This window comes from Bacteroides sp. Ga6A2 (assembly GCF_000702225.1).
In the GTDB taxonomy this organism is placed as follows: domain Bacteria; phylum Bacteroidota; class Bacteroidia; order Bacteroidales; family Bacteroidaceae; genus Ga6A1.
The window spans coordinates 1-25,305 of record NZ_JNKX01000050.1 but is presented as its reverse complement, the minus strand read 5'-3'; the positions used below and the strand labels follow the sequence as shown (position 1 = coordinate 25,305).

Sequence of the window (25,305 nt, the reverse complement as noted above, 5' to 3'; positions counted from 1 at the left end):
GTTTTGTTGAATTCTCGAACATTCCTTCTGAATCTGTATCTTTGCCTATAATCCAGCCAGCTCCGGCATAAATTGTTTTAAGGTTTGCGCAATTATCGAACATTCTGTACATATCCGTTACATTCGAAGTGTTGAAATTGCTAACATCAAGGCTTGTAAGACTTTTGCACTCAGAGAACATGTAGCTCATATCTGTTACCTTTGATGTGTTGAACTTGCTGACATCAAGGCTTGTAAGACTTTTGCAAAAAGCGAACATTCCGCTCATATCTGTAACGCTTGCCGTGTTGAACTTACTTAAATCAAGGCTTGTAAGACTTTTGCACTCATAGAACATTCTTCTCATATCTGTTACCTTAGATGTGTTGAAGTTGCTCACATCAATGCTTTTCAGATTGTAGCACTCAAAGAACATTCCGCTCATATCTGTTACCTTTGATGTGTTGAAGTTGCTTAAATCAAGGCTTGTAAGATTGTAGCACTCAGAGAACATACTGCTCATATCCGTTACATTAGATGTATTGAAATTGCTCACATCAAGGCTTGTAAGACTTTCGCAACCCCAGAACATTCCGTGCATATTCGTTACATTCGATGTGTTGAAATTGCTCACATCAAGGATTGTAAGACTTGTGCAATAAGCGAACATCCAGCTCATATCTGTAACTTTTGAAGTGTTGAACTTGCTCACATCAAGGCTTGTAAGACTTGTGCAATTATCGAACATTCTGTACATATCCGTTACATTTGACGTATTCAAATTTTCTATGCCTTCTATTTTTTTCAGATTTTCAAATCCAGAAAACCAATATGCACATGATATCGGACGAGCATCTTTAAACGAACCATCAAAAACAACCGTAGTAAAATTATCATTATCAGTGATATATAAAATATTATGATCTTTCGTTTTTACCCATTCAGGTCTGTTCTCTCCAGTGTTCAACTCATACGCCGTGCCCTCGCGAGATGCTTTCTTGTTATCGTAATAAAAAGTAAGCGTTGTGCTGTCTTTCGACATTACGGCATAGGCTTCCTGCGCCATGGCAGAAATAGAGATTGCACAAAGAAATAAGATACTTAGTAGTCTTGTAAAAATATGTTTCATATACTAAAAAATGATTTAATTACGACTGCAAAATTAAGTCATTTTTCACTTTTCATCTTAAAACGGACAAAAAATTATAATTATTTAACCTTTCGACATAAGCAATAGGATGCTCGAGCAGCAAATTTATCCCAAATCGGCACCTCTGCAAAAATCTGCAAAGATGCCGATATTTTTAAGCAAATCTATGTAAATTACAAAGTAAAGTTCACTCCAGCCACAAAACTGCGCGATGACGGATATGCTCCGCTGTCTGTTCCGCTGCTAACCTCGGGGTCGAAGCCTTTGTAAGGAGTGATAGTGAACAGATTGCTTGCCGTGGCATAAACCCTTACGCCTACAGGAAACGACTTTGGCAACGGCAGACGGTAACCAACGGTTATGTTCTTCAGTTTCAAGTAAGATGCGCTCTGAACATATCGGCTGTCGATGTACGACAGTTGGCGCGTTGTGCTTGCCAGCGGAAGAGTGTTTCCGCCATTGGCTGCCGTCCACGAGTCTTTTACGGTAGAGAGCACGTTGTACGAGTCGCCCGTCTGCTCCAGTCGTCTGCCAAGCGCGTTGTACAGCTTGCTGCCATAGTTTCCGGCAAAGGAAACCGACGCATCAAATCCGCGATAGGTAAACTGCGACGACAGTCCGTAAGTAAGCTTGGGCTGAACGCTGCCCAGAATCTGACGGTCTTCGGAGTTGATGACGTTGTTATGGTCGGCATCTACAAACTTAACATCGCCCGGCTTCGGTGTCTGACCGTTTATTGTCGGCAACTTGCTCACATCCTCGTCTTGCTGAACGATGCCGGCAAACTCCAGCCCGTAGAACGAGCCGAGAGCCTCGCCACGTCGCAGAATCTGCTGATTGTCCGAGCCTTGAATTATGTTATTGCTCGTGCCCATATCGGTAATGCTGTTGCTGTTGTGCGCAATGTTGGCACTCACCGTCCAAGATATGCGACGCTTGTTTATCAGCGTGCCGTCTATGGCAAGTTCAACGCCCTTGTTCACAACGTTTCCAACGTTCTGAAGTTGAGTCTTAACACCACTCGAAAAGCCCATCGGTACATCGAGCAGAAGGTCGCTCGTCTTCTTGTAATAAACATCGAAGACAATGTTGATGCGGTTCTTCAGCAAACCAAGGTCAAAGCCGAGATTGTAGCTCGCCGTCGTCTCCCACTTCAGATTATCGTTAGAAGCGTTGCCCTTTGCGTAGCTCGAAGAGCCTGCATACGAGCCTGTTGAGTATGATGTTGAGAAAGCATAGTCGCTTATCTCCTGATTGCCCACGACGCCGCCCGAGAGTCTTACCTTCAGATTGTCGATAGCCTTTACCGATGCAAGGAATTTCTCCTGTTCAACGTTCCACGACAAGCCCAGCGAAGGGAAATATCCCCAGCGGTGACTCTTTGCAAAACGACTCGAATTGTCGGCACGGAGCGTTGCCGTAGCGTTGTAGCGATTTCTGAACGTGTAGTTCACGCGGGCGATAAGACTGTTTAGCGAACTTTCGCTTATGCCCGTAACTGGCGGATAAATGCCCGAGCCGTCGCCCAGATTGTTGTGCTTCAGCGTCTCATTAGTAAAATGGTTGGTTCGTATCGAACTGAAATTAGATGCGGTATTCTGCTTGGTGTAGCCCACCAGAGCGTCGATGTCGTTGTCGTTATCTATCTGTTTGTTGTAACTTACGGTATATTCCTGCTGCCAGATGTCTGAATTTCTGTTTCCGATGCCTCCCACGCCCTCGGTTGCAAGTCCGAGCGATGTGTATGCGCCCGAAAAATAGTTCTGCGTAATCTTGTCGTTGTTATAGCCCACCGATGCCTTCAGCAGAAAATCGCCTATGCGGTAACTCGCCCACACGCTCGACAGAAGGTAGTTGTCGATATTCTCGGCAACACTCTCCTTCAGGTCGTAGAGCGGATTGGCTGCATGGTCACCGATGGCAAAATACGCATATTCGTAAGGGTTAACAAAGTTGTACGAGCCATCGGCATTGTACACGCTTATTACTGGAGGCATCAGCAGGGCATAAACAAAACTGTTTGTTATTCCGGCCGAATATGGCGACGAGTTAAAGACGGCAGACTGTGTTGTGGTTAGTCCACGCTGACGACTTCGGCCGTAGGTGGCATTAAAGCCGAATTTCAGATTCTTCTGCAAGTCCCACTCAACGTTGGCATGAAAGTTGTAGCGGTCGAATCCTGAGTTCACGATAACGCCGTCTTGGTCGGTATAGTTTACCGAGAAGGCATAACGGCTCTTGTCCGATGCGCCGTTTATGCTCAGTTCGTGGTTCTGCTGAAAGGCGGTGCGCAGAACGGCATCCTGCCAGTCTGTTCCCTTGCCAAGCGCGCTTATCTGCTCGTCGGTATATCCGCCCTTGTTGCTCCAGTAGTCCTTCTGATACTGCGCCCACTCCGAGGCATTCAGCAAATCGAGTTTCTTGCCTACGATGCTCACACCTGCGCTGAATCCGTAGTTGATGTGCGCCTTCTTGTCGCCGGCCTTGCCCTTTTTAGTTGTTACGATGATTACGCCGTTCGCTCCTCGCGAGCCATAGATGGCTGTTGCACTCACATCCTTGAGCACTTCGATGCTCTCAATATCATTTGGATTTATTGTAGAAAGCGGATTGAGGCTGCTCTCTATCGCTCCCAGACCGGTGTTTCCGCCTTCAGAGTCTTTGAAATAGATGAAGCCGTCGACAACATACAGAGGCTCGTTGCTGGCATTTACCGAGTTTCCGCCGCGGATGCGGATGCTGCTTGCCGCGCCGGGCTGACCGCTGGCTGCCGTTACGTTTAGTCCGGCAACCTGTCCGCCGAGCGCACCATCGAGCGATGTTGAAAGGCTCTTCTCAAAAATGTCGCTCTTTACCGATGTTACCGAGCCTGTGAGCTGCGTGCGGTTCTGCGTTCCGTAGCCAATCACCACTACCTCGTCGAGCACCTTTCGCTTCTCGGCAAGTTTCACATTTATGCTCTCCTCATCGTCGTAGACGGTTATTTCCTGCTGTCGGTAGCCGGTGTAGCTTATGCTCAGTTTTACCGGCAGTTTCTTCACGTCGATGGCAAATGCGCCGTCAACATCAGTTATTACACCCGATGCCGTGCCGTACTTAACGGTGGCACCAATAATGCTCTCTCCGGTGGTGGCATCTACCACCTTTCCGGTTATCTTCTGTGCGCTTGCAACCGTAGTCGCTACGGCAAACGCTGCTGTAATCAAAAATCTTCCTACCATCATTATATTGCTCAAATCTGTTTTTGTTACTACTGATTATCAACCAGTTTCAAGAATCCATTCTGGTTATTGAACTGCTGTCCTTCGGATGCCACCCACTTCAGAAACTGCTCTTCCGAATCGGTAAGATTGCGGTACTCAAAACCGATGTTGTCTACCGGAATAACGTCTGACTGCTGCTTTTCGAGTGCCACAATCACATTGTCGAGGTTGCCCGATTTCAGAGCCTCGCCAATCTCCTTCTTCACGTTAAGCGGAAAGATGTGGAGGTTGTTCTTCAGTTGTCGGCTGTCGGTATCGTAAAGATAGTTAAGGCTGTTGAAGGTTACGAGCGTCTTGTCGTCGTTTATCGCGCTCAGAAGATAGAGGTCGTCGCCTGCTATCTTCTCGCCCTTTATGTTGTCTGTGTTTCTTCCGAAGAAGGCAGCGAACGACGGTGCCGACGATGTTGAGTTTGCTCCGCTCACCACGTTAAGGCGGTCGGTTATCTTCTTGCCTTTCTTCTGCTTGTCGTAGTCGGCAAAGTCATCGTCAAGTTCGTCGGCTGTGAAGAAAAGTTCTTTCAAATCCTTGCTGCCCCACGATTTTTTCTCAATCTCGCCCAGCAGAGGGTTGCCCGACGTTGTTACGGGCAGAAGGGCGTATCGTGCAACATAGGCTACCTTCTGGTTCTTTTCCTTGTGGTTTATTAGTGTCAGGTCGGCATCTGCCGCCTTTGTTCCTACTATCTGAATGTTTACTTCGGGATGCTCTGCCATATAAGCCTTTGTCCAAGCCTCAACGAGCGAACGTCCTACCTTGCTTGTCTTTATAGTGAATGTTGTGCTGCCTGCGCCACCGCCTACTGCAAATGCCGAAACTGATAAAAATACGGCTACCGTGAATGCGAAAATACTCTTAGTCTTCATACGCCTAAATATATGTTGGTTTACGTTTGCAAAGGTAGTGGGTTGTTCAAAATCACACAATCGCATTTGTGGGGTAATATGGCATAACATATTTATGGTATATTAATCTAACCACCTAAAAATTAACATTTTGCATTATTTCATTTATCATTATTGTTATACTTTTGCATCATATTCAACGAACAACATTAACACTTTATAGCAATATGTACAATTTTGATAATGAAATTAACCGAAGGGGAACAAACTCACTAAAATGGGATGCCTTGAACGAACGATACGGCAATCCCGACCTGCTGCCGCTGTGGGTAGCCGACATGGACTGGGAGACTCCGCATTTTATTAAGGAGGCGATAACAAAGCAGATAGCCGACACTCCGGTTCTGGGCTACACCATAACGCCGCCCGAGTACAAGAGTACTATCCGAAAGTGGATTCACGACCATCACCAGTGGGACGTAAAAGACGAGTGGCTGTCGTTCGTGCCGGGCATAGTAAAGGGCATAGGAATGATTATCAACGTGTTTCTGAAAGAAGACGAGAAGGTCATCGTTCAGCCGCCTGTCTATCATCCGTTCTTCCTCACGGCGCAGGGCAACAAGCGCGAGGTGGTATGGAATCCGCTGAAACCCGTCTATAACAACGACGGCTCGCTCAAAACTTACGAGATGGATTTCGACCACCTCGAAAAGGTGTGCGACGATAAGTGCCGTCTGCTCATCCTCGCCAATCCGCACAACCCTTGCGGCATTGTGTGGGACAAGGAGACGCTCGTGCGTCTGGCGCACTTTGCCAAGACGCACAACCTCATCGTGGTGTCCGACGAGATTCATTGCGACCTCGCCATCTTCGGACACAAGCACACGCCTTTCGCCACCGTTAGCAAGGAGGCGGCAGAAGTAAGCATAACATTCTCAGCCCCAACCAAGACCTTCAACATAGCCGGAGTAATAAGCAGTTGGGCAATAGTGCCAAACGATGACTTGCGCCGCAAATTTTACGGCTGGCTCGAAGCCAACGAACTGAACGAGCCTACAATGTTCGCGCCCGTTGCCACCATCGCCGCACTAAGCCAAGGCGAGACGTGGCGCAGAGAGATGCTTGCCTACCTCGAAGACAACATCCGCTTTATCGAGGATTTCTGCCACGATAACATACCGACAATAAAGCCTGTGCGACCGCAGGCAAGCTATCTTGTGTGGCTCGACTGCCGCGAACTGAAACTCCCCCACCGCGACCTTGAAAGGTTGTTTACCGACAAGGCTGGTCTTGCTCTCAACTCCGGCAGAATCTTCGGCAAGCAAGGCGAGGGCTTCATGCGCCTCAACGCCGGCTGTCCGAGAGCAACACTAAAGGTGGCACTCGAAAAGTTAGAGAAAGCAGTCGCTTCCTTAACAGACAAGAAATAAGCCTTAAACGAGTCGGAGAAATCTGTTTCCGACTCGTTTTCTTTCAGTTTGAAAAACGCAATGTACGTCTTTGGCGGTTTTAGATTTTTGAATTAACTTTGTACCTTAAAAACAAGCCCACAATTATAATTAGAAATCCAAAAAGATGATTGACCAAAGCGAAAATCTGATTTTTATTGGCGGTGTGAACAAAACTCCACAGATAAAGTTCATCAAGTACGAGAATCATTCATATATTGTTGTCTTCAACAATAGCGACAAGGCGTACAAATACTCTTCTGCTAAAGTTTGTTGGATGCAGAATCCAACAAAAATAGACACTCAAAAGTACACCGTTGAAATAAACGGATACGTTCAGAAAAACATAAAATCAGTCTCACTCTTTTCTAATTCGCGGGAGAACTACTATTTCATTACATTCTCTAATGGCTTTGGAAAATTAATTCAAGGTAATGAAATCAGAATCACAGAAACAGTTTTGAAAGAGCCGAAATCGAAAAAAGTCTTCGACTATCTTTCAGAAGTTGCATCAGCAAACGCACTCAAAACAGAAGATGATGAGAATCTTCTAAGCAAACAATACGATAAGATTGAAGAAATATTGCCTAATTCTGTTTTGGCAAGATACTTGAATCCGAAGAAATTCAAAAATGAGAATCAGAAAACATCTAACCCGATATTCCCTTTCGGATGTAATTCGAGTCAGTACAAGGCGGTTAAACAAGCATTAGAAAATCAGATTAGCGTTGTTCAAGGTCCTCCGGGAACTGGAAAAACGCAGACAATACTTAACATCATCGCAAACTTACTTATCAACTACAAAAGCGTAATAGTTGTTTCAAACAACAATTCAGCAACCGAAAATGTCTTGGAGAAACTCCAAAAGTACAATTTCGGATTCTTGGTTGCTCCGCTTGGGAACAGCGAGAACAAACAAAGATTCATAGACAGTCAATCGCAAGGACGTATTATTCCGAACGAGCTTAACGACTGGAAATCAGACGATAAAGAAAGTTTAAGCAAAATAAAGAATCTGCTGAACGAAATTTCTGAAATCTATTCAAAAAACGAGCGTCTTGCCACTCTTAAACAAGAATTGTCTGATTGGAAGTTAGAATTTGAGCATTTCCAAAACTCAAACGATTGCGACATCATCAGCACAGAAAACATTAGCATAAATTCTGACAAACTTCTTGATTTGCTAAATATTCAGCAAAGTTTCTTGGAACGTAGAAACAAGAGATTTGAAAAATTCTTGTGGTTTGTACAGAAGTTAAAATTCAAATATATTTACAAACTGAATACGACTCTACTGAATTTCCCAAATGAAAAATCCATTCGGGAAATTCAGTATTTGTTCTATTGCAAAAGGATTTCAGAACTTAGAAGCGAAATTTCCGATTTGGAATCATTCTGTAAGTCGGACAGAATCAAGCAAAAGACTCAACGACTCACCCAACTTTCGATGTCTGTACTTAAAGATACACTCTTCAGAAAATATTCATCCAGCGTTCACGAAAGCATAAATGTCGAATTCGAGTTAATGCGCAATGCTGATCGTTTTCTCGAAGAATTCCCAATCGTACTAAGTACAACATTCTCAGCTGTTAGCAGCGTAAGAAAGGCTGTTTACGACTATGTTATAATGGACGAGGCTTCGCAAGTAACAGTAGAGACTGGCGCATTGGCTCTGAGTTGTGCAAAAAATGCCGTAATCGTTGGCGATACAATGCAACTTCCGAACGTTGTCACAAACGAGGACAAACAAAAACTCGATGCCATAATCAGAAAATACGAAATCGAAGGTGGCTACAACTCTTCAGAAAATAGTTTTCTGGAATCAATCATAAAAATATTGCCAGATGTAAAACAGACTCTTCTGAAAGAGCACTATCGTTGCAACCCTGAAATAATAAATTTCTGCAATCAAAAATTTTATGGAGGCAACTTGGTTCTTATGACGGAAAAATCCGACAGCAAGGCTATCGGCGCAATAAAAACCGTCAAAGGAAATCATTGTCGCGGACATCAGAATCAGAGAGAAATAGATATTATCTGTAACGAGATTCTACCAAAAATCGAGTGCAACCCCGAAGATATTGGCATCATTGCTCCTTACAACAGTCAAGTTAATGCCATAAAAAGAGCCGTAGACCCAAAAATCGAAGTAGCGACAGTCCACAAATATCAAGGACGGGAAAAAGATGTAATAATTATGAGCGTTACAGACGATACTATCGGAGATTTTGCCGATAATGCCAATCTTTTGAACGTTGCTGTTTCGCGCGCAAAAAACAAATTCTACTTGATTGTCTCTGGCAATGAGCAAGAAAAGCACGGAAACATCAGCGACTTGCTCGACTATATAGAATATAACGGCGGAGAAATATCCGATAGCAAAATCTGCTCGGTTTACGATATGCTTTACAAACAATATGCACAAAAGCGAGAAGAATTCTTCAAAAAGAATGGAAAAGTTTCTATATATGATTCTGAGAATTTGACATATTGTCTATTAAGGGAAATTATATCAGAAAACGAGCCATTCAGGTGTCTCGACATCGTTCTAAACTATCCAGTAAACCTTCTTCTTGCCGATACATCACTTTTAAATGAGGACGAAAGAACGTACATTTCATATCCTACAACTCACGTCGATTTTCTGATTTACAATCGAGTAAGCAAGAAAATAGTACTTACCATAGAAGTTGACGGCTATTCATTCCATCACGAAGGAACAAAACAAAACGAAAGAGACAAGATGAAAAATCACATTCTTTCGCTTTACGGAATTGTACTTCTCCGACTTTCAACAACGGGCAGCAACGAAAAAGAAATCATAACAGAAAAACTCACAGAATTAGTCAGATAATATTCATCCCCCACACACGCATCCTTTTCTTTTTCCGAACCTTATCTTGTTAAAATTCATAGACAATGCATCAAATGTAAGAAGTTGGTTTGTAAGCAGTTCACCTGCGCCGGTTAGGAATTTCAGAGCCTCAGCCGCCTGAATAGTGCCAAGCATTCCGGCAATTGTGCCAAGCACTCCAGCCTGCTTGCTGTTTGGCACAGAACCCGGATCGGGAGGCGTGTCGAACAGACAACGGTAACATGCCGAACCCGGAACGTAAGTAAACGTCTCGCCCTCGAAACGCAATATCGCACCATGGCTGTAAGCCTTGCCGTGCTCAACGCACACATCGTTTATCAGGAATTTAGCATTGAAATTGTCCGTGCCGTCAATCACAAAATCGTAGTCCTTGATGATGTCGGCAGCATTGTCGGCGGTGAAAAACTCGTCGTAAGTAACCACATTTACGTTAGGGTTCACCGTCAGGATACGCTCGCGCGCCGACTCAACCTTGCTCTTGCCAATGTTATCGGTAGAATGGATTATCTGCCGCTGAAGATTGCTCAAATCAACCACATCACCGTCAACAACGCCAAGCGTGCCCACGCCAGCCGCCGCCAGATACATAAGCACAGGCGAGCCCAGTCCGCCCGAGCCTACAACGAGCACCTTGCCCTTGCAAATCTTCTCCTGACCTTCTGCGCCGATGCCTTTCAGTATGATGTGGCGCGCATATCTCTCCTTCTCCTCGTCGGTAAACTGAAACATAATCTATCTTTCGTAAATATTCTTTATCACAAGTCCGGCAATCGTCATTCCAAAGATACCGGTTATATGGCTCAGCGAGCCGTTTACCTGCACCTTTTCGGGAAGTTCCGATGCTTCCTTCTGGCAGATACAACTGTCTGTTCCGCAAGTGGTGGTTTTGCCTAAATTAGGCAGCGGAAGTTCCTCGCTGTAAACACACATGAACTTGCTTGCCGGGAACTGCTTGCTGCGCTTGAACTTGTTGCGCAAGGCACGGGCAAGCGCATCGCCCTGAACCTTCCAGAACTCGGCTACACGAACCTTCGTAGGGTCAACGCGAAGGGCTGCCCCCATAGAACTGATGAAGACCGTGCGCTTGTTGTCGTGCGCTTTCTTGCAGGCATTCTGAATCAGAAGAGCCTTGTCCGACAGCGAGTCGATGGCATCGATGATGAAGTCGTACTCCTCAAGACCGAAATCGCCGGCTGTCTCGGCATTGTATACCTTACGGATGGCCTCGATATGGGCAGCAGGACTGATGTCGAGCAGACGCTCCTTCAGAGCCTCGACCTTTACGCGACCGATGGTCTTGGTTGTTGCCATAAGCTGTCGGTTGCAGTTGGTTATGCACACGCGGTCCGAATCGACCATCGTGATGTGCCTGATACCGCTTCGCACAAGGCTCTCGGCGCACCACGAGCCAACGCCACCCACGCCGAAGATTATCACCTTTACCGACGACAGAACGTCCATCTTCTGCGCACCTAAAAGTCTTTCGGAACGGTTGAAGACTGCTTTTTCTATAGGAATCACCTTTCTCTTTTGAAAAATTCAAAAAAAGAGGAACCATTTTTGCGTGGCTCCTCTTCTGATTATATTACTTGTCTGTTAGTTTGCCATTTCAGAAATGAACTTGATGCGCACGAGTCTTATCTCGTCCTCCTGCTCTACATCGTCGGCACCGAGTTCTTCGTAAGCCGTCTTCAGGTCGTCGGTCTCCGAATCCTTGAAATATTCGTATATCTCGTCGATACGATCCTCGTCCATCACCTCCTCAAGGAAGTAGTCGATGTTCAGTTTTGTTCCTGAATATACGATAGACTCAATCTCGTCGAGCAGTTCGTCGAAGTCGATGCCTCTCGATTCGGCAATATCATCGAGAGCCACCTTGCGGTCGATGCTCTGGATTATAGCCACCTTAATCTTGCTCTTGTTGGCAACGGTGCGCACGCGCAGGTCCTCTGGGCGGTCAATCTCGTTAGCCTCGCAATGAGCCTTTATGAGTTTGCAGAATTCCTCGCCGTATCGCTTAGCCTTACCTGCACCAACACCCGGTATGTTCTGGAGTTCTTCCAAATTTATAGGGTACATTGTTGCCATTGCCTCGAGCGATGGGTCTTGGAATATAACGTATGGCGGCACGTCAAGTTTTTTGGAGAGTTTCTTGCGCAAATCCTTCAGCGCGTTGTAGAGCGTTGGGTCAACCACGCTCGATGCTCCGCTTGGCACCGGTACATTTTCCTCCTCTTCGTCGAAATCGTTGTCCTCTACAATCTTGAATGACTTTGGTTTTTTCATGAACTTTCGGCCCTCGTCTGTTACCTTCAACAAACCGTAGTTCTCAACGTCCTTAGTCATGTATCCTGCTATTAGGGCCTGACGGATTACAGCGTTCCACATTTTCTCATCATCGCCCACTCCAGAGCCGAAAACATCTTCAAGTTCATGATGCTTATGCGCTAAAACCTCCTTAGTCTCTTTACCTAATAAGACGTCTATTACATATTCCGTCTTGAAATTCTCTTTCAAGGCCACAACGGCCTCCAATACAGTACTTAGCTGTTCTTTAGCTTCCACTTTTTTCTTTGGGTTTAAACAATTATCGCAATTTCCACAATTATCCTGTTCATAAGTCTCTCCAAAATAGTGCAATAAGAGTTTGCGGCGGCAAACCGACGATTCGGCATAGGCTGCTGTTTCCTGAAGCAACTGTCGGCCTATGTCCTGCTCGGCAACTGGCTTGCCTTCCATAAACTTCTCAAGTTTCTGAAGATCCTTATTTGTGTAGAATGTTATGCACATTCCTTCGCCACCATCTCGGCCGGCGCGTCCGGTTTCCTGATAGTAGCCTTCCAAACTCTTTGGAATGTCGTAGTGTATTACAAAGCGAACGTCCGGTTTGTCGATACCCATACCGAAGGCGATTGTAGCCACAATGACGTCAATCTTCTCCATAATGAAGTCGTCCTGAGTCTGCGAGCGCGCAACCGAATCCATTCCGGCATGATAGGCCTGAGCGTTTATGTTGTTGGCTCTCAGAATCTCGGCAAGTTCCTCTACCTTCTTTCGGCTTAGGCAGTAGATGATGCCCGACTTTCCCGAATGTTGCTTAATAAACTTTATTATGTCCTTGTCGATGTTCTTAGTCTTCGGTCTTACTTCGTAATAAAGGTTAGGACGGTTGAATGAGCTTCTGAACTCCTTGGCATCTACCATTCCAAGGCTCTTCTTTATGTCGCCGCGCACCTTGTCGGTAGCCGTTGCGGTGAGGGCAATAACGGGCGCCTTTCCGATTTTCGTTATCGTAGGGCGGATGTTGCGGTACTCTGGTCGGAAATCGTGTCCCCACTCCGAGATACAGTGTGCCTCGTCTACGGCATAGAACGAAATCTTTACTGATTTCAGAAAATCGACGTTCTCATCTTTCGTTAACGATTCCGGAGCAACGTACAGAAGTTTTGTTCTTCCTTCAAGGATATCGGTCTTAACCTGCTCTATGGCTGCTCTGTTCAATGACGAGTTTATGAAATGTGCCACGCCATCGACCTCGCACACGTTGCGGATGGCATCGACCTGATTCTTCATAAGCGCAATGAGCGGAGAGATGACAATTGCCACGCCGTCCATCAGCAACGATGGCAACTGGTAGCACAACGACTTTCCTCCACCTGTTGGCATCAGCACAAACGTATCATTACCTGCAAGCAAATTGCGGATAATGGCCTCCTGATCTCCTTTGAACTTATCAAATCCAAAGTAACGTTTAAGCTGGCTTGTCAAATCAATATTTTTCGTCATAAATAGAACTATTACAAGTTTGATGTCGGCTATTCAAAACTAATCGACAAAACAAAGGTATAAACAAGTTTCTTTTCTTGCAATATTTTTTACAAAAAAAAAGAAAAAAAAATAAACAGCCTTTAAAAAGAGGCTGTTTACTAATATATTAGGTTTTGATCAGCGAATGGCTATTTGCTATGCCTTTAGGCTCTTAGCCTTTGCCATCTGCTTCTCGGCAAAATCCTTTGTCAATACAAACTTATCTTTCTTTGCCGACGGCACCTCGTACATAACGTCGAGCATTATGCTCTCTACGATTGAGCGCAGTCCGCGCGCGCCGAGCTTGAACTCAACAGCCTTGTCTACGATGTAGTCGTATGCCTCAGGCTCTACCTCCAGCTTAACGCCGTCCATTGCAAGCAGCTGCTCGTACTGGCGTATGATTGAGTTCTTTGGCTCAACCAGAATTCGACGGAGTGCATCGCGGTCGAGCGGCTCAAGATATGTGAGCAGCGGCAAACGGCCTACGATTTCAGGAATGAGTCCGAACGACTTCAAATCCTGAGGAAGAACGTACTGCAACAGGTTGTCGGTGTCAATCTTCATCATGTTCTGCACAGAGTTGAAGCCCACGGTGTGAGTGTTCATGCGCTGTGCAATCTTCTGCTCAATGCCGTCGAACGCACCGCCGCAGATGAAGAGGATATTCTTTGTATCAACCTGAATGTACTTCTGGTCGGGATGCTTACGGCCTCCCTGTGGCGGAACGTTCACAACGCTTCCTTCGAGCAGTTTCAGGAGTCCCTGCTGAACACCCTCGCCGCTAACATCGCGCGTGATTGAAGGATTGTCGCCCTTGCGCGCAATCTTGTCAATCTCATCGATGAAGACGATGCCCTGCTGAGCCTCTTCTACATTATAGTCGCAAACCTGAAGAAGGCGCGAAAGAATGCTCTCGATGTCCTCACCAACATAGCCTGCCTGTGTAAGCACGGTTGCATCGACGATGGTGAAAGGAACATTAAGAAGTTTGGCGATCGAGCGGGCAAGCAAGGTTTTGCCTGTACCTGTACGACCAACCATTATGATGTTGCTCTTCTCAATCTCAACATCCTCGCCACTTGCCTTCTGACCGATGCGCTTGTAGTGGTTGTAAACGGCAACAGCCAGACTCTTCTTTGCGTTGTCCTGACCGATGACGTACTTGTCGAGATGCTCTTTGATTTCTATCGGCTTCGGAATGTCCTTCCACGAACGGTTCTTTGCCCCTGCTGCCGAGCTGGTTTTCAGGCTCTCCTTAACCAGTTCGGATGCACGCTCGGCACATTCGTCGCAAATCCATCCGTTCAGACCGGTTATGAGCAGCCTTACCTCGCTCTCGTCTCTTCCGCAGAAACTGCAAGTATTTCTATGTCTGCCTGCCATTTTATTCCTTCATTCTTTTCATTACAGTATCAATCATGCCATACTCCTTTGCTTCCTCAGCAATCATCCAGTAGTCGCGGTCGGAGTCAGCCCAAACCTTCTCGTAAGGTGTGTGCGAATGTTCGGCGATGATGGTATAGAGTTCCTTCTTCAGTTTCTGAATCTCGCGAGCGGTAATCTCGATATCGCTTGCCTGACCCTGCGCGCCACCCATCGGCTGGTGAATCATTACGCGTGAGTGTGGAAGAGCCGAACGCTTGCCTTCTTTTCCGGCAACAAGAAGGACTGACGCCATTGATGCTGCCATTCCGGTACAGATTGTAGCCACATCGCTCTGGATGAACTGCATTGTGTCGTAGATACCGAGACCGGCATATACCGATCCGCCCGGAGAATTGATGTATATTGAAATGTCCTTTCCCGGATCAACTGAATCAAGATAAAGCAACTGCGCCTGAAGAACGTTGGCTGTATAGTCGTTCACTTCGGTGCCAAGAAAGATGATGCGGTCCATCATCAGACGCGAGAACACATCGAGCTGTGTTACATTGAGCTGGCGCTCCTCAAGGATGTAAGGATTGAGGTAGCCGCCCTGTGCCTTGATGACATCGTCGAGAACCATGCTGTTCAAGCCCAGATGTCCTGTGGCATACTTTCTGAAATCATCCTTTATCATAATCGTATTTTTTTATTTATAAAAGAAAAAAGGCCTTTTTAACACCCTTTTTAAGAATGTTCAAAAGGCCTTTGAAAATATTTTCGCTACCGCGAATTATGCAAACATCTTGCCGAACTCGTCGATAGAAACTGTCTTCTCGTTAAGCTTAACCTTAGCCTTGAGAGCCTTAGCAAGCTTGTCCTCGATGCAACGGTTTACAAGACCATCGATATTCTCGCGCTTCTTAAGCATCTCTGTTGCATAGTTCTCGAGGATTTCCTCAGGAATGTTCATCATTCCGTACTGGATGAACTGAGCCTTAGTTGCCTGCTTAGCAGTCTCCTTAAGGTCTGCATCGTCAACCTTGATTGAGTTAGCCTCAACAAGCTGCTCCTTTACAAGGTGCCATGTAAGTTCCTCGAGGCTCTTCTCGTAGTTCTTCTCTACATAGTCCTCAGCCTTGTCCTGATTGTTAAGCTTCATGATCTTCTTCAGAAGCTCGTCAGGGAACTCAAGCTTGCCAACCTTCTTGAGCATGTGCTCACGAACGTCAACCATGAACTTGTAGTCGCTGTCGGCAACGAACTGCTGTGCCAACTGCTCCTTAATCTTAGCACGGAACTCCTCCTCGCTCTTAACAGTATCCTTGCCGAATACCTGATCGAAGATTTCCTGTGAAAGTTCAGCCTCCTTGAAACGCTTGATTTCCTTCAACTGGAATGTGAAGTCGTTCTTTACGTTAGCAGCCTCTTCCTTTGTAATCTTAAGAAGTGAAGAAAGCTCTATCTCTGAGCCATCGTATGCAACTGATGGGTTGAATGTAATAACATCGTCAACCTTTGCACCGTTGAACTTAGCCTTCTGCTCATCGTTCTTGAAGTAGTTAGGCAACATAACTGCGCCCTCGACCAAGATACCGCCTTCCTTTGGATTGCCGTTCTCATCAAGCTCAGCAAGTGTACCCTTAACCATATCCTTGTCCTCGTAGCTCTCGACATTCTCGTGGCTGCCTGCGCGCTGAGTGTATGAGTGAACCTGCTGGTCAACCATCTCGTCAGTTACCTCGATTGTATAGTAGTCAACTGAATCGCGGCCAGTAAGTGTAGCCTTGAACTCAGGAGCAAGAGCAATATCAAACTTGAAAGCGAAGTTCTCGTCCTTCTCAATATCAAGCTCGCTCTGCTGCTGTGGCAATGGCTCGCCAAGGATGTTAACCTTGTTGTCTTTGATGTGGCTGTAGATAGCCTCCTGCATAATCTTGTTGATTTCCTCAGCCTTAACGTTTACGCCATACTGCTTCTGGATAAGACCCATTGGAACCATTCCCTTACGGAAGCCCGGCATCTGTGCGTTCTGACGGATTTTCTTCAAAGACTTTGTTACCTTCTCAGCATAATCAGCCTTCTCGATATTGACAGTAAGCACTGCGCTCACCTTGTCTACATTTTCAAGTGTAATATTCATTACTTTATTATTATATTATTATTTCTACTTAAATTACGGCTTGCAAAAATAAGTCTAATCTTTTAAAATACAAAATAATAGAGAGAAAAACTTGTGGTTTCCTCCCCTTATGCCTCGTACAGAGCATCGTTTTCGACGAGTTGCTTCTCTTTTTCGATAGATAGCTTCTGGAAATCCTTACGTCGGAGTACGAAACTGTTACTCAGATACTTCTCGCGCACCACTTGGTTTGACGCCAGTTCTTCGGGAGTTCCTTGGAACAGGATTTTTCCTTCGAACAGAAGGTAGGCGCGGTCGGTAATGTTGAGCGTTTCCTGCACGTTGTGGTCGGTTATGAGGATTCCGATGTTCTTGTCCTTCAGCTTCCACACAATGTGCTGAATGTCCTCGACGGCGATTGGGTCTACGCCGGCAAACGGCTCGTCGAGCATGATGAACTTAGGGTCAATGGCAAGGCATCGGGCAATCTCGGTTCGTCTGCGCTCTCCTCCCGACAGTTGGTCGCCAAGGCTCTTGCGCACCTTCTGTAGGCGGAACTCGTAGATAAGGCTTTCGAGTTTCTCCTTCTGATACTCCTTAGGCTTGCCGGTCATCTCCAGAACCGATGCGATGTTGTCCTCAACACTCAGTTTTCTGAACACGCTGGCTTCCTGCGCCAGATAGCCAATTCCGTTCTGGGCACGCTTGTAAACCGGATAGTTGGTTATATCCAAATCGTTGAGATAGATGTGGCCTTCGTTTGGCACAACCAGTCCGGTTGTCATGTAGAACGAAGTTGTCTTGCCGGCTCCGTTAGGTCCCAGCAATCCTACAATCTCACCCTGCTTTACATCAATAGACACATGGCTGACAACGGTTCTCTTGCCGTATTTCTTCACAAGATTTTCCGTTCTCAGCACCATCTTTTCTTGTCCGTGCACAGATACTTCCTCGTCCATTATAATTTTTTGGCGCAAAAATAGTAATTATTTTTGTTATTTTTGTTACTTTTGCGACATTTTAAAATGATTATATGTTTAATTTAATATTTAAATATCTTGGAGCTCTCGGCAGATACTGCATTCTGATGGGACGCACTTTTTCACGTCCCGAGCGAATGCGTATGTTCCTGAAACAGTACATAAAAGAGATGTCGCAGCTTGGCGTAGACTCAATAGGCATCGTGCTCCTCATCTCGTTCTTTATCGGAGCGGTGATATGTATCCAGATTAAACTCAACATCCAGAGTCCGTGGATGCCGCGCTTTGTTACGGGATACACCACCCGCGAAATCATGCTTCTCGAATTTTCATCATCAATCATGTGTCTTATCCTTGCCGGAAAGGTTGGCTCTAACATAGCCTCGGAGATTGGCACGATGCGCGTTACGCAGCAGATTGATGCTCTCGACATAATGGGCGTTAACTCGGCATCTTATCTCATTCTGCCAAAGATTACGGCTCTCGTAACCATGATGCCTTGTCTGGTTACGTTCAGCACCGCCGCCGGAATCATCGGAGCGTATGCTACGGCATATCTGGGTCATGTGCTCACAGCCGACGACCTAACCTACGGTCTGCACTATTCGTTCCAGTCTTGGTTCTTCTGGTGCAGCGTCATCAAGAGTCTGTTCTTCGCTTTCATCATATCGAGCGTGGCTTCGTTCTACGGCTATCAGGTCGAGGGCGGTTCAATAGAGGTTGGTAAGGCAAGCACCAACGCTGTGGTAAACAGCAGCATCCTAATTCTTTTTTCTGACTTATTCCTTACTCAACTGCTTACAAAATGATAGAACTGAAAAACTTGCATAAATCGTTCGAGGACAAGGAGGTTCTGAAGGGCATCTCAACGGTTTTCGAAAGCGGAAAGACGAATCTTATTATCGGTCAGAGCGGTTCGGGAAAGACGGTTCTGATAAAGAATATCGTAGGCTTGTTTGAGCCTACAACAGGTCAGATTCTGTACGACGGACGCAACTATGTTGCTATGAACAAGAAGGAGAAGACAATGCTGCGCAGGGAGATGGGAATGATTTTCCAGAATGCGGCTCTGTTCGACTCTATGTCGGTGCTCGAAAACGTGATGTTTCCGCTCGATATGTTCTCTAACGACACGCTGCGCGAACGCACAAAACGCGCCCAGTTCTGTCTCGACCGCGTAAACTTGATAGAAGCTCAGAACAAATATCCGGGAGAGATTTCGGGCGGTATGCAGAAGCGCGTGGCAATAGCAAGAGCCATCGCCCTTAATCCTAAATATCTGTTCTGCGATGAGCCTAACTCGGGTCTCGACCCAAAGACTTCGCTTGTAATCGACGAACTTATCCACGACATCACCGCCGAGTACAACATGACGACAATCATCAACACCCACGACATGAACTCGGTTATGGGCATTGGCGAACACATCATATACATCTTCGAGGGGCACAAGGAATGGGAAGGCACAAAAGACGAGATTATCTCGTCAAACAACGAGCGCCTGAACTCGTTCATCTTCGCTTCCGACCTCTTCAGAAAGGTTAAGGAAGTGGAACTGAAGGAAGAACAAGAGCACAAGAAATAAAAAAGAGCACAACATAAAAAAGGCATCATTCAGAAAGTCTGAGCGATGCCTTTTTCTTTTTATTTCTGTCTGATAAATATATTCATCGGAGTTCCGCAGAAATTCCACTTCTCGCGCAATTTGTTCTCGAGGAAACGCTTGTAAGGGTCTTTTACATACTGCGGCAAGTTGCAGAAGAACACAAAACTTGGAATCTTCGTGTTTGGCAACTGCATACAGAACTTAATCTTGATATACTTGCCCTTGATTGATGGCGGCGGATATGCCTCGATAAGCGGAAGCATAGCCTCGTTTAACTTGGCAGTAGACACGCGGTTTGTACGGTTGATGTAAACCTGCTTTGCCTCTTCAAGCACCTTGAAGATTCGCTGCTTTGTTACAGCAGAAGCGAAGATTATCGGGAAGTCGGTGAACGGAGCGAGTCTGTCACGTATTGCGGCAATGTACTCCTTCATCACTCTGTCGTTCTTCTCCTCGACCAAATCCCACTTGTTCACAACCACCACAAGACCTTTCTGGTTGCGCTGTATAAGCTGAACGATGTTCAAATCCTGAGCCTCGATGCCGCGAGTGGCATCAATCATCAGAATACAAACGTCGCAGTTCTCTATACTGCGGATTGAGCGCATAACCGAGTAGAACTCAAGGTCTTCGGTAACCTTGTTCTTCTTTCTGATTCCAGCAGTATCTACAAGATAAAAGTCGAAGCCGAATTTCTCGTATTTTGTATAGATTGAATCGCGCGTTGTTCCGGCGATTTCGGTAACGATGTTTCTCTCCTCGCCAATGAAGGCGTTGATGATGCTCGATTTTCCGGCGTTTGGACGACCAACCACGGCAAAGCGAGGAATCTCGTCCTCGACCTCCTCGGTAGTATCGTTCTTGAACTTCGAAACCACAAGGTCGAGCAAGTCGCCAGTTCCGCTACCTGTGAGCGAACTGATGCAATAAGGGTCGCCAAGACCGAGCGAATAGAACTCGGCAGCGCCGTACTGCAAATCGTTGTTGTCGGTCTTGTTTGCCACCAGAATAACCGGCACCTTGCTGCGGCGCAGAATTGTGGCAACGTGCATGTCGAGGTCGGTAACGCCATTCTGCACGTCTACGACAAAAAGAATGATGTCGGCCTCCTCGGTAGCAAGGATGACCTGTTTACGAATCTCTTCCTCAAAAATATCGTCGCTGTTAACAACCCAGCCTCCTGTATCCACTACAGAAAACTCACGTCCAATCCATTCCGACTTGCCATACTGACGGTCGCGTGTTGTTCCGGCCTCGTCGCTGACGATTGCCTTGCGCGATTTAGTCAGACGGTTGAACAATGTAGACTTGCCTACATTCGGACGACCTACTATAGCAACCAAATTTCCCATAAACTCTCTTAATTTCTTAAATATTAAACATCGAGATTGTAACCGAAATTCTTCAGTTCCTTATCAGAATTTCTCCAGTCTTTGTCCACTTTCACAAATGTTTTCAGGAAAATGGTCTTGTTGAAGAACTTTTCAAGTGCCTTGCGCGCCTCGGTGCTCACCTTCTTCAAGGCAACGCCCTGATGCCCGATGATGATGCCCTTCTGGCTCTCGCGCTCGACATATATGACGGTATCGATACTAATCTTCTTGTCTTCCTCCTTAAACTGCTCAACAACGACCTCTACTGAATAAGGAATCTCCTTGTCGTAATAGAGCAGAATCTTTTCGCGGATAATCTCGGTAACGAAGAATCGTGCAGGCTTGTCGGTCCACTGGTCTTTGCCAAAGTATGGAGGCGAGTCGGGAAGCAAGTCCTTGATGCGCTTCAGTACCACGTCGATGTTAAACTTGTTCGATGCCGAGATAGGAATAATTTCGGCATTCGGCAGTACCTTTGCCCACTCTTCCACCTGATTTGTCAGCTTCTGCTGGTCGGACAGGTCAATCTTGTTGATGAGCAGCAGGATAGGCACATCCATCTTCTGCACTTTTTCAAGAAAGTCGCTGTTCTTGTCAGGTTTCTCTACAGTATCTGTAACATACAGCAGCACATCAGCATCCTGAAGTGCCGACTCTGAGAACTGAAGCATCGCTTCCTGCATCTTGTAGTTGGGCTTTAGCACGCCCGGAGTGTCAGAGAATACAATCTGCATCTCCTCTGTGTTCAGTATTCCCATAATACGATGGCGCGTTGTCTGTGCCTTGAATGTGGCAATAGATATGCGCTCGCCAACCAGCTGGTTCATCAGCGTTGACTTGCCCACGTTTGGGTTACCGACAATGTTTACAAATCCTGCCTTATGCATAATTCTTTGTTTGATTAAAAAAACGCATCCTTTTTGAAGAGGATGCGTTCCTTATATTATTTACTCTGCATCGTAGCCCCATCGTACGTATGACGCACCATAGGTAAATCCGGCTCCAAATGCAGTAAAAATAAGGTTATCACCCTTACGCAGTTTCTTCTCGAACTCCCACAGGCATAGTGGCAGAGTTGCACCACTGGTGTTTCCGAAGTGCTGGATGTTCATCATCACCTTGTCCATTGGCAACTCCAAACGGTTTGCCACGGCCTCGATGATGCGCACGTTTGCCTGATGAGGAATAACCCACGAGATATTGTCCTTGTTCAAGCCGTTGCGCTCGGCAACGATTGAGCAAGCATCGCACATGTAGGTTACGGCATACTTGAACACTGTTCTACCCTCCTGATGCAAGAAATGCATTCTGTTGTCGACAGTGTAGTATGATGGAGGACAAGCCGAACCGCCTGCCTTCATGTGAAGGAATGGCAATCCCTTGCCGTCTGTACGAAGATAAGAGTCTAACTGTCCGTACTCCTCGTAAGTTGACTCGAACAAAGCTGCTGCCGCGCCATCGCCAAAGATAGGGCAAGTGGCTCTGTCGGTATAGTCAACCATAGACGACAGCTTGTCGGCACCGATTACGATTATCTTCTTGTATCTACCGCTCTCGATGAGTGCAGTTGCTGTGTCCATTCCGTAAAGGAATCCGGCACATGCGCCCTGCAAATCGTATGCAAAAGCATTTCTAAGTCCACATTTATCAATAACAATTGACGAAGTAGAAGGAACGTGATAGTCGGGAGTTGTAGTTGCAACGATAACCAAGTCGATGGTTTCAGGGTCGCAACCAGTCTTCTCGAGCAACTGCTTGCAGGCCTTGCGAGCCATGTAAGAAGTACCCAGACCCTCCTCATTAAGAATACGTCTTTCCTTTACGCCAATGCGTGTCATAATCCACTCATCGTTGGTGTCGACCATGCGGCTCAGCTCATCGTTTGTCAGCACATAGTCAGGAACATATCCGCCAACGCCTGTGATTACAGCGTGAATTTTTTCCATTCTCCTTAAAAACAAAATTAGCCAAAGAGCCCAGTGAGGACCCTTGGCTATATTACTTTACTAATTAGATAGCAGCCTCTTCCTTAACAATAGCTACCTTACCTCTGTACTGACCGCAAGATGGGCATACAGTGTGGTAAACATAGAACTCGCCGCAGTTAGGACACTTTGCCAAAGTAGGAGCAACTGCCTTGTCGTGAGTTCTTCTCTTAGCTGTTCTTGTCTTAGACTGTCTTCTTTTAGGATGTGCCATTTTGTTTTAATCTTTAATTGTTATTTTATTAATTTCTTTAATTCAGCCCATCGGGGATCGACAGGGGCATCGTCTGCAACTTCATCGCTTTCATCGCCATCCTCATCACTACTTCGGGTAGCAAGATGCTCGTTCAGGGCATCAATCATCGCACGGTTGCATTTTCCAGGTGCATGCACGTGTTTAATGGGGATTGCAAGGGCTATAAACTCGTAGATTCGCCAAGACACATCAAGCACACCGTCATCTTCGGGTATGGTGATGAGTTCGTCGTCTTCCTGATAGTCGGCACCAAACTTCACTCTCACGACATCGTTAGTGGAAATCTCCAATTCCATGTCGTCGAGACAGCGGTCGCAAGGTACCATAATGGTTCCCTCAGTCTTGAAAGTAACCTGGAAAGCACCCGAGGTTGGCTTTACAGTCACCTCACTCTTCAAGTTGCCTTTTCTCACTTCGGGAGCATCAATCGCCTCGAAGAATGAATCATCGAGAACATAGTCAAACACGTGAGTGTCAGACACTATCCCTTTAAAATCAATCTTGTATGCGCTTAATGTATCCATTTGGGTTGCAAAATTAACAATATTTTTCTAAACTGCAATAATTTAAATAGTTAAATCTGCTATTTTTTATTTCTTAAATATTTATTCAGCTCTATCCGCATCACTGTTCCCTTTCCAATCTCCGAACTTTTTACAAATATCTTTCCTTTGTGGTATTCTTCAACTATTCTCTTTGCCAGACTCAATCCTAAGCCCCAGCCTCTCTTTTTCGTAGTGAATCCGGGCGTAAAAACGCTATTGAAGTGCTTTTTATTGATGCCTTTTCCTGTATCAGCCACCTCAATCACCGTACGATTTTCTTCGTCCATTACCGTTATGTCTATTGAGCCTTTGCCTTCCATTGCATCGACCGCATTCTTGCACAGATTCTCGATAACCCACTCAAACAGAGGGGCATTCATCACGGCAATGGCTTCGGTATCTGGCATATGAGTTGTCATCTGAACTTTGTTCGATGTCCTTCGGTTTATGTAATCGACAACGTGCTGAACGACTTCATTCAGGTTAGAAGGCGTAGGCTCTGGTAGAGAGCCGATTTTCGAGAATCTCTCGGCTATCATCTGAAGTCGCTTCACATCTTTGTCCATCTCAGGAATGAGTTCATCTTCAGGATAGTTCTCCTTCAGAATCTCAACCCATGCCATAAGCGATGAAATTGGAGTTCCGAGTTGATGCGCCGTTTCTTTCGATAAGCCAACCCACACTTTGTTCTGTTCAGCCTTCTTCGAACTTAGCAGGGCGAAGATGGCAACGACAACGAATATAAGTACTACTCCAAGTTGGGCATACGGATACGAGGCGAGGCGTTTCAGCATCAGACTCTCGTCGTAACAAACCGTAAGATGCTCGTGAGAATCGAGGTCGATATGAATGGTATCGCCCGATGCGAGCATAGATTTAGCCTTATGCTTCAAAAAAATAAGAGAATCGGGGTTCTGACTATCTAATTCAACGTTTCTGTATGTCACGACCTCACCGTCCTTGTCAAGCACAACAACAGGTATGTTACTGTTTCCGTTTATCACTTTGAACACGAGGTTAAGGTCGGTATTTTCGTCGGCATCGTTTAATGCTCGCATTGCCTCTGCCCACACCTCAACATTCTTTATTTCAGCCTTTTGCAAGTCACGAATCAAGTAATGAGAAACAACGAGTGATGCCACAGCAATGATGATTGCAGCGACTACAAGAATGATTTTTATCTGACGGATTCTATCAACAAAGTGCATATATACATTTTATTGCCACTCAATGCTGGCGGCAGTTTAACATATATATAACGCTAAAATGTTACGAAGATTTTATACACGGCAATTTTTCTTTTTAGCATTATACAGATTTATAGGAACTGCCTAAACGCAAAAAGTCCCCCTCAGGCATTAACCTAAGGAGGACTCTTACTTAAAAACGGCGGCTACCTACTCTCCCACATTGTATCGCAGTACCATCGGCGTGAGTGAGCTTAACTTCTCTGTTCGGAATGGGAAGAGGTGGAACCTCACTGCTATAACCACCTGAATATCTTTTTCTGACCTTCTTTCTTTATTTTCTGTCAGCATTCAGTTCTTTAAACATATTGAAGCAATACAGCAGAACCGACAGTCCTACAACTCAAAGCACATATCCGTGTAAGAAAGCTGACGGGCAATTAGTAGTGCTCGGCTTTGGTGTCGCCACCTTTACACCTGCACCCTATCAACGTTGTCGTCTGCAACGACCCTGAGAGA

20 protein-coding genes and 2 rRNA genes are annotated in these 25,305 nt (G+C 45.8%); 4 read left to right on the top strand and 18 right to left on the bottom strand.

Features of this window, described 5'->3' with window-relative positions; translation table 11 throughout:
- The 3 genes from T538_RS0112195 to T538_RS0112185 all read right to left on the bottom strand — a co-directional run.
- Positions 1–1,108 (bottom strand): BspA family leucine-rich repeat surface protein (locus T538_RS0112195; protein WP_031541309.1); only part of this gene is annotated, 1,108 nt, incomplete at its 3' end.
- A 194-nt stretch (positions 1,109–1,302) separates the two neighbouring features.
- Positions 1,303–4,353 carry a SusC/RagA family TonB-linked outer membrane protein gene (locus tag T538_RS0112190; protein WP_051656069.1) on the bottom strand — a complete coding sequence of 1,017 codons (3,051 nt, stop codon included), beginning with the start codon at positions 4,351–4,353 and terminating at the stop codon, positions 1,303–1,305.
- A gap of 26 nt (positions 4,354–4,379) precedes the next feature.
- Positions 4,380–5,258: a hypothetical protein gene (locus T538_RS0112185; protein ID WP_051656068.1), complete on the bottom strand. Its 879-nt coding sequence runs from the start codon at positions 5,256–5,258 to the stop codon at positions 4,380–4,382.
- A gap of 206 nt (positions 5,259–5,464) precedes the next feature.
- Between T538_RS0112185 and T538_RS0112180 the strand changes: the two genes are divergently transcribed.
- On the top strand, positions 5,465–6,667 hold the full coding sequence (locus T538_RS0112180) for a MalY/PatB family protein (RefSeq protein ID WP_031534059.1): 1,203 nt from the start codon (positions 5,465–5,467) through the stop codon (positions 6,665–6,667).
- A gap of 145 nt (positions 6,668–6,812) precedes the next feature.
- Positions 6,813–9,539 (top strand): AAA domain-containing protein, encoded by a 2,727-nt coding sequence (locus T538_RS0112175; RefSeq protein ID WP_031534058.1) that lies wholly within the window; start codon positions 6,813–6,815, stop codon positions 9,537–9,539.
- Between the two features lie 3 nt (positions 9,540–9,542).
- Here T538_RS0112175 and T538_RS0112170 read toward each other — a convergent pair whose 3' ends face one another.
- The 7 genes from T538_RS0112170 to lptB all read right to left on the bottom strand — a co-directional run bounded on the left by T538_RS0112170 (position 9,543) and on the right by lptB (position 17,813).
- Positions 9,543–10,289 carry a HesA/MoeB/ThiF family protein gene (locus tag T538_RS0112170; RefSeq protein ID WP_031534057.1) on the bottom strand — a complete coding sequence of 249 codons (747 nt, stop codon included), beginning with the start codon at positions 10,287–10,289 and terminating at the stop codon, positions 9,543–9,545.
- 3 nt (positions 10,290–10,292) lie between these two features.
- Positions 10,293–11,081: a tRNA threonylcarbamoyladenosine dehydratase gene (locus tag T538_RS0112165; protein ID WP_369795001.1), complete on the bottom strand. Its 789-nt coding sequence runs from the start codon at positions 11,079–11,081 to the stop codon at positions 10,293–10,295.
- Between the two features lie 75 nt (positions 11,082–11,156).
- Positions 11,157–13,346 carry a DNA helicase RecQ gene (recQ, locus tag T538_RS0112160; RefSeq protein ID WP_031534055.1) on the bottom strand — a complete coding sequence of 730 codons (2,190 nt, stop codon included), beginning with the start codon at positions 13,344–13,346 and terminating at the stop codon, positions 11,157–11,159.
- Positions 13,347–13,523: 177 nt separating this feature from the next.
- Positions 13,524–14,753 carry an ATP-dependent Clp protease ATP-binding subunit ClpX gene (gene clpX, locus T538_RS0112155; RefSeq protein WP_031534054.1) on the bottom strand — a complete coding sequence of 410 codons (1,230 nt, stop codon included), beginning with the start codon at positions 14,751–14,753 and terminating at the stop codon, positions 13,524–13,526.
- A gap of 1 nt (position 14,754) precedes the next feature.
- Complete coding sequence (gene clpP, locus T538_RS0112150) at positions 14,755–15,429, bottom strand: ATP-dependent Clp endopeptidase proteolytic subunit ClpP (RefSeq protein ID WP_031534053.1); 675 nt, start codon at positions 15,427–15,429, stop codon at positions 14,755–14,757.
- A 96-nt stretch (positions 15,430–15,525) separates the two neighbouring features.
- Complete coding sequence (tig, locus tag T538_RS0112145; RefSeq protein ID WP_031534052.1) at positions 15,526–16,875, bottom strand: trigger factor; 1,350 nt, start codon at positions 16,873–16,875, stop codon at positions 15,526–15,528.
- A 107-nt stretch (positions 16,876–16,982) separates the two neighbouring features.
- Positions 16,983–17,813 (bottom strand): LPS export ABC transporter ATP-binding protein, encoded by an 831-nt coding sequence (lptB, locus tag T538_RS0112140; protein ID WP_031534051.1) that lies wholly within the window; start codon positions 17,811–17,813, stop codon positions 16,983–16,985.
- Between the two features lie 74 nt (positions 17,814–17,887).
- On the opposite strand from lptB, the gene T538_RS0112135 reads away from it, so the two are divergent.
- Complete coding sequence (locus T538_RS0112135) at positions 17,888–18,643, top strand: MlaE family ABC transporter permease (RefSeq protein ID WP_031534050.1); 756 nt, start codon at positions 17,888–17,890, stop codon at positions 18,641–18,643.
- Positions 18,640–19,419: an ABC transporter ATP-binding protein gene (locus T538_RS0112130; RefSeq protein ID WP_031534049.1), complete on the top strand. Its 780-nt coding sequence runs from the start codon at positions 18,640–18,642 to the stop codon at positions 19,417–19,419. The genes T538_RS0112135 and T538_RS0112130 overlap by 4 nt, the downstream gene beginning before the upstream one ends.
- Positions 19,420–19,478: 59 nt before the next feature.
- Here T538_RS0112130 and der read toward each other — a convergent pair whose 3' ends face one another.
- From der to T538_RS0112090, 8 genes are all read right to left on the bottom strand, one after another.
- On the bottom strand, positions 19,479–20,792 hold the full coding sequence (gene der / locus T538_RS0112125; protein ID WP_031534048.1) for a ribosome biogenesis GTPase Der: 1,314 nt from the start codon (positions 20,790–20,792) through the stop codon (positions 19,479–19,481).
- A 23-nt stretch (positions 20,793–20,815) separates the two neighbouring features.
- On the bottom strand, positions 20,816–21,700 hold the full coding sequence (era, locus tag T538_RS0112120; RefSeq protein ID WP_031534047.1) for a GTPase Era: 885 nt from the start codon (positions 21,698–21,700) through the stop codon (positions 20,816–20,818).
- A 60-nt stretch (positions 21,701–21,760) separates the two neighbouring features.
- Positions 21,761–22,759, bottom strand: coding sequence for a beta-ketoacyl-ACP synthase III (locus T538_RS0112115; protein WP_031534046.1), 999 nt, complete (start codon positions 22,757–22,759; stop codon positions 21,761–21,763).
- Positions 22,760–22,823: 64 nt separating this feature from the next.
- Positions 22,824–23,012 (bottom strand): 50S ribosomal protein L32, encoded by a 189-nt coding sequence (gene rpmF / locus T538_RS0112110; protein ID WP_031534045.1) that lies wholly within the window; start codon positions 23,010–23,012, stop codon positions 22,824–22,826.
- A gap of 20 nt (positions 23,013–23,032) precedes the next feature.
- Positions 23,033–23,578: a YceD family protein gene (locus T538_RS0112105; RefSeq protein WP_031534044.1), complete on the bottom strand. Its 546-nt coding sequence runs from the start codon at positions 23,576–23,578 to the stop codon at positions 23,033–23,035.
- Positions 23,579–23,637: 59 nt separating this feature from the next.
- The gene (locus T538_RS0112100) at positions 23,638–24,807 is read right to left on the bottom strand and encodes a sensor histidine kinase (RefSeq protein ID WP_031534043.1); all 1,170 of its coding nucleotides are present in this window, start codon (positions 24,805–24,807) and stop codon (positions 23,638–23,640) included.
- A 176-nt stretch (positions 24,808–24,983) separates the two neighbouring features.
- Positions 24,984–25,096, bottom strand: a 5S ribosomal RNA gene (gene rrf / locus T538_RS0112095).
- 109 nt (positions 25,097–25,205) lie between these two features.
- Positions 25,206–25,305: ribosomal RNA gene (locus tag T538_RS0112090) — 23S ribosomal RNA — on the bottom strand; the annotation flags it as partial.

Bases quoted from the DNA above. Each gene is read 5' to 3' on its own strand.
- T538_RS0112190 (WP_051656069.1), bottom strand. From the start codon at position 4,353: ATGATGGTAGGAAGATTTTTGATTACAGCAGCGTTTGCCGTAGCGACT.
- T538_RS0112185 (WP_051656068.1), bottom strand. From the start codon at position 5,258: ATGAAGACTAAGAGTATTTTCGCATTCACGGTAGCCGTATTTTTATCA.
- T538_RS0112180 (WP_031534059.1), top strand. From the start codon at position 5,465: ATGTACAATTTTGATAATGAAATTAACCGAAGGGGAACAAACTCACTA.
- T538_RS0112175 (WP_031534058.1), top strand. From the start codon at position 6,813: ATGATTGACCAAAGCGAAAATCTGATTTTTATTGGCGGTGTGAACAAA.
- T538_RS0112170 (WP_031534057.1), bottom strand. From the start codon at position 10,289: ATGTTTCAGTTTACCGACGAGGAGAAGGAGAGATATGCGCGCCACATC.
- recQ (WP_031534055.1), bottom strand. From the start codon at position 13,346: ATGACGAAAAATATTGATTTGACAAGCCAGCTTAAACGTTACTTTGGA.
- clpX (WP_031534054.1), bottom strand. From the start codon at position 14,753: ATGGCAGGCAGACATAGAAATACTTGCAGTTTCTGCGGAAGAGACGAG.
- clpP (WP_031534053.1), bottom strand. From the start codon at position 15,429: ATGATAAAGGATGATTTCAGAAAGTATGCCACAGGACATCTGGGCTTG.
- tig (WP_031534052.1), bottom strand. From the start codon at position 16,875: ATGAATATTACACTTGAAAATGTAGACAAGGTGAGCGCAGTGCTTACT.
- lptB (WP_031534051.1), bottom strand. From the start codon at position 17,813: ATGGACGAGGAAGTATCTGTGCACGGACAAGAAAAGATGGTGCTGAGA.
- T538_RS0112135 (WP_031534050.1), top strand. From the start codon at position 17,888: ATGTTTAATTTAATATTTAAATATCTTGGAGCTCTCGGCAGATACTGC.
- T538_RS0112130 (WP_031534049.1), top strand. From the start codon at position 18,640: ATGATAGAACTGAAAAACTTGCATAAATCGTTCGAGGACAAGGAGGTT.
- der (WP_031534048.1), bottom strand. From the start codon at position 20,792: ATGGGAAATTTGGTTGCTATAGTAGGTCGTCCGAATGTAGGCAAGTCT.
- era (WP_031534047.1), bottom strand. From the start codon at position 21,700: ATGCATAAGGCAGGATTTGTAAACATTGTCGGTAACCCAAACGTGGGC.
- T538_RS0112115 (WP_031534046.1), bottom strand. From the start codon at position 22,759: ATGGAAAAAATTCACGCTGTAATCACAGGCGTTGGCGGATATGTTCCT.
- rpmF (WP_031534045.1), bottom strand. From the start codon at position 23,012: ATGGCACATCCTAAAAGAAGACAGTCTAAGACAAGAACAGCTAAGAGA.
- T538_RS0112105 (WP_031534044.1), bottom strand. From the start codon at position 23,578: ATGGATACATTAAGCGCATACAAGATTGATTTTAAAGGGATAGTGTCT.
- T538_RS0112100 (WP_031534043.1), bottom strand. From the start codon at position 24,807: ATGCACTTTGTTGATAGAATCCGTCAGATAAAAATCATTCTTGTAGTC.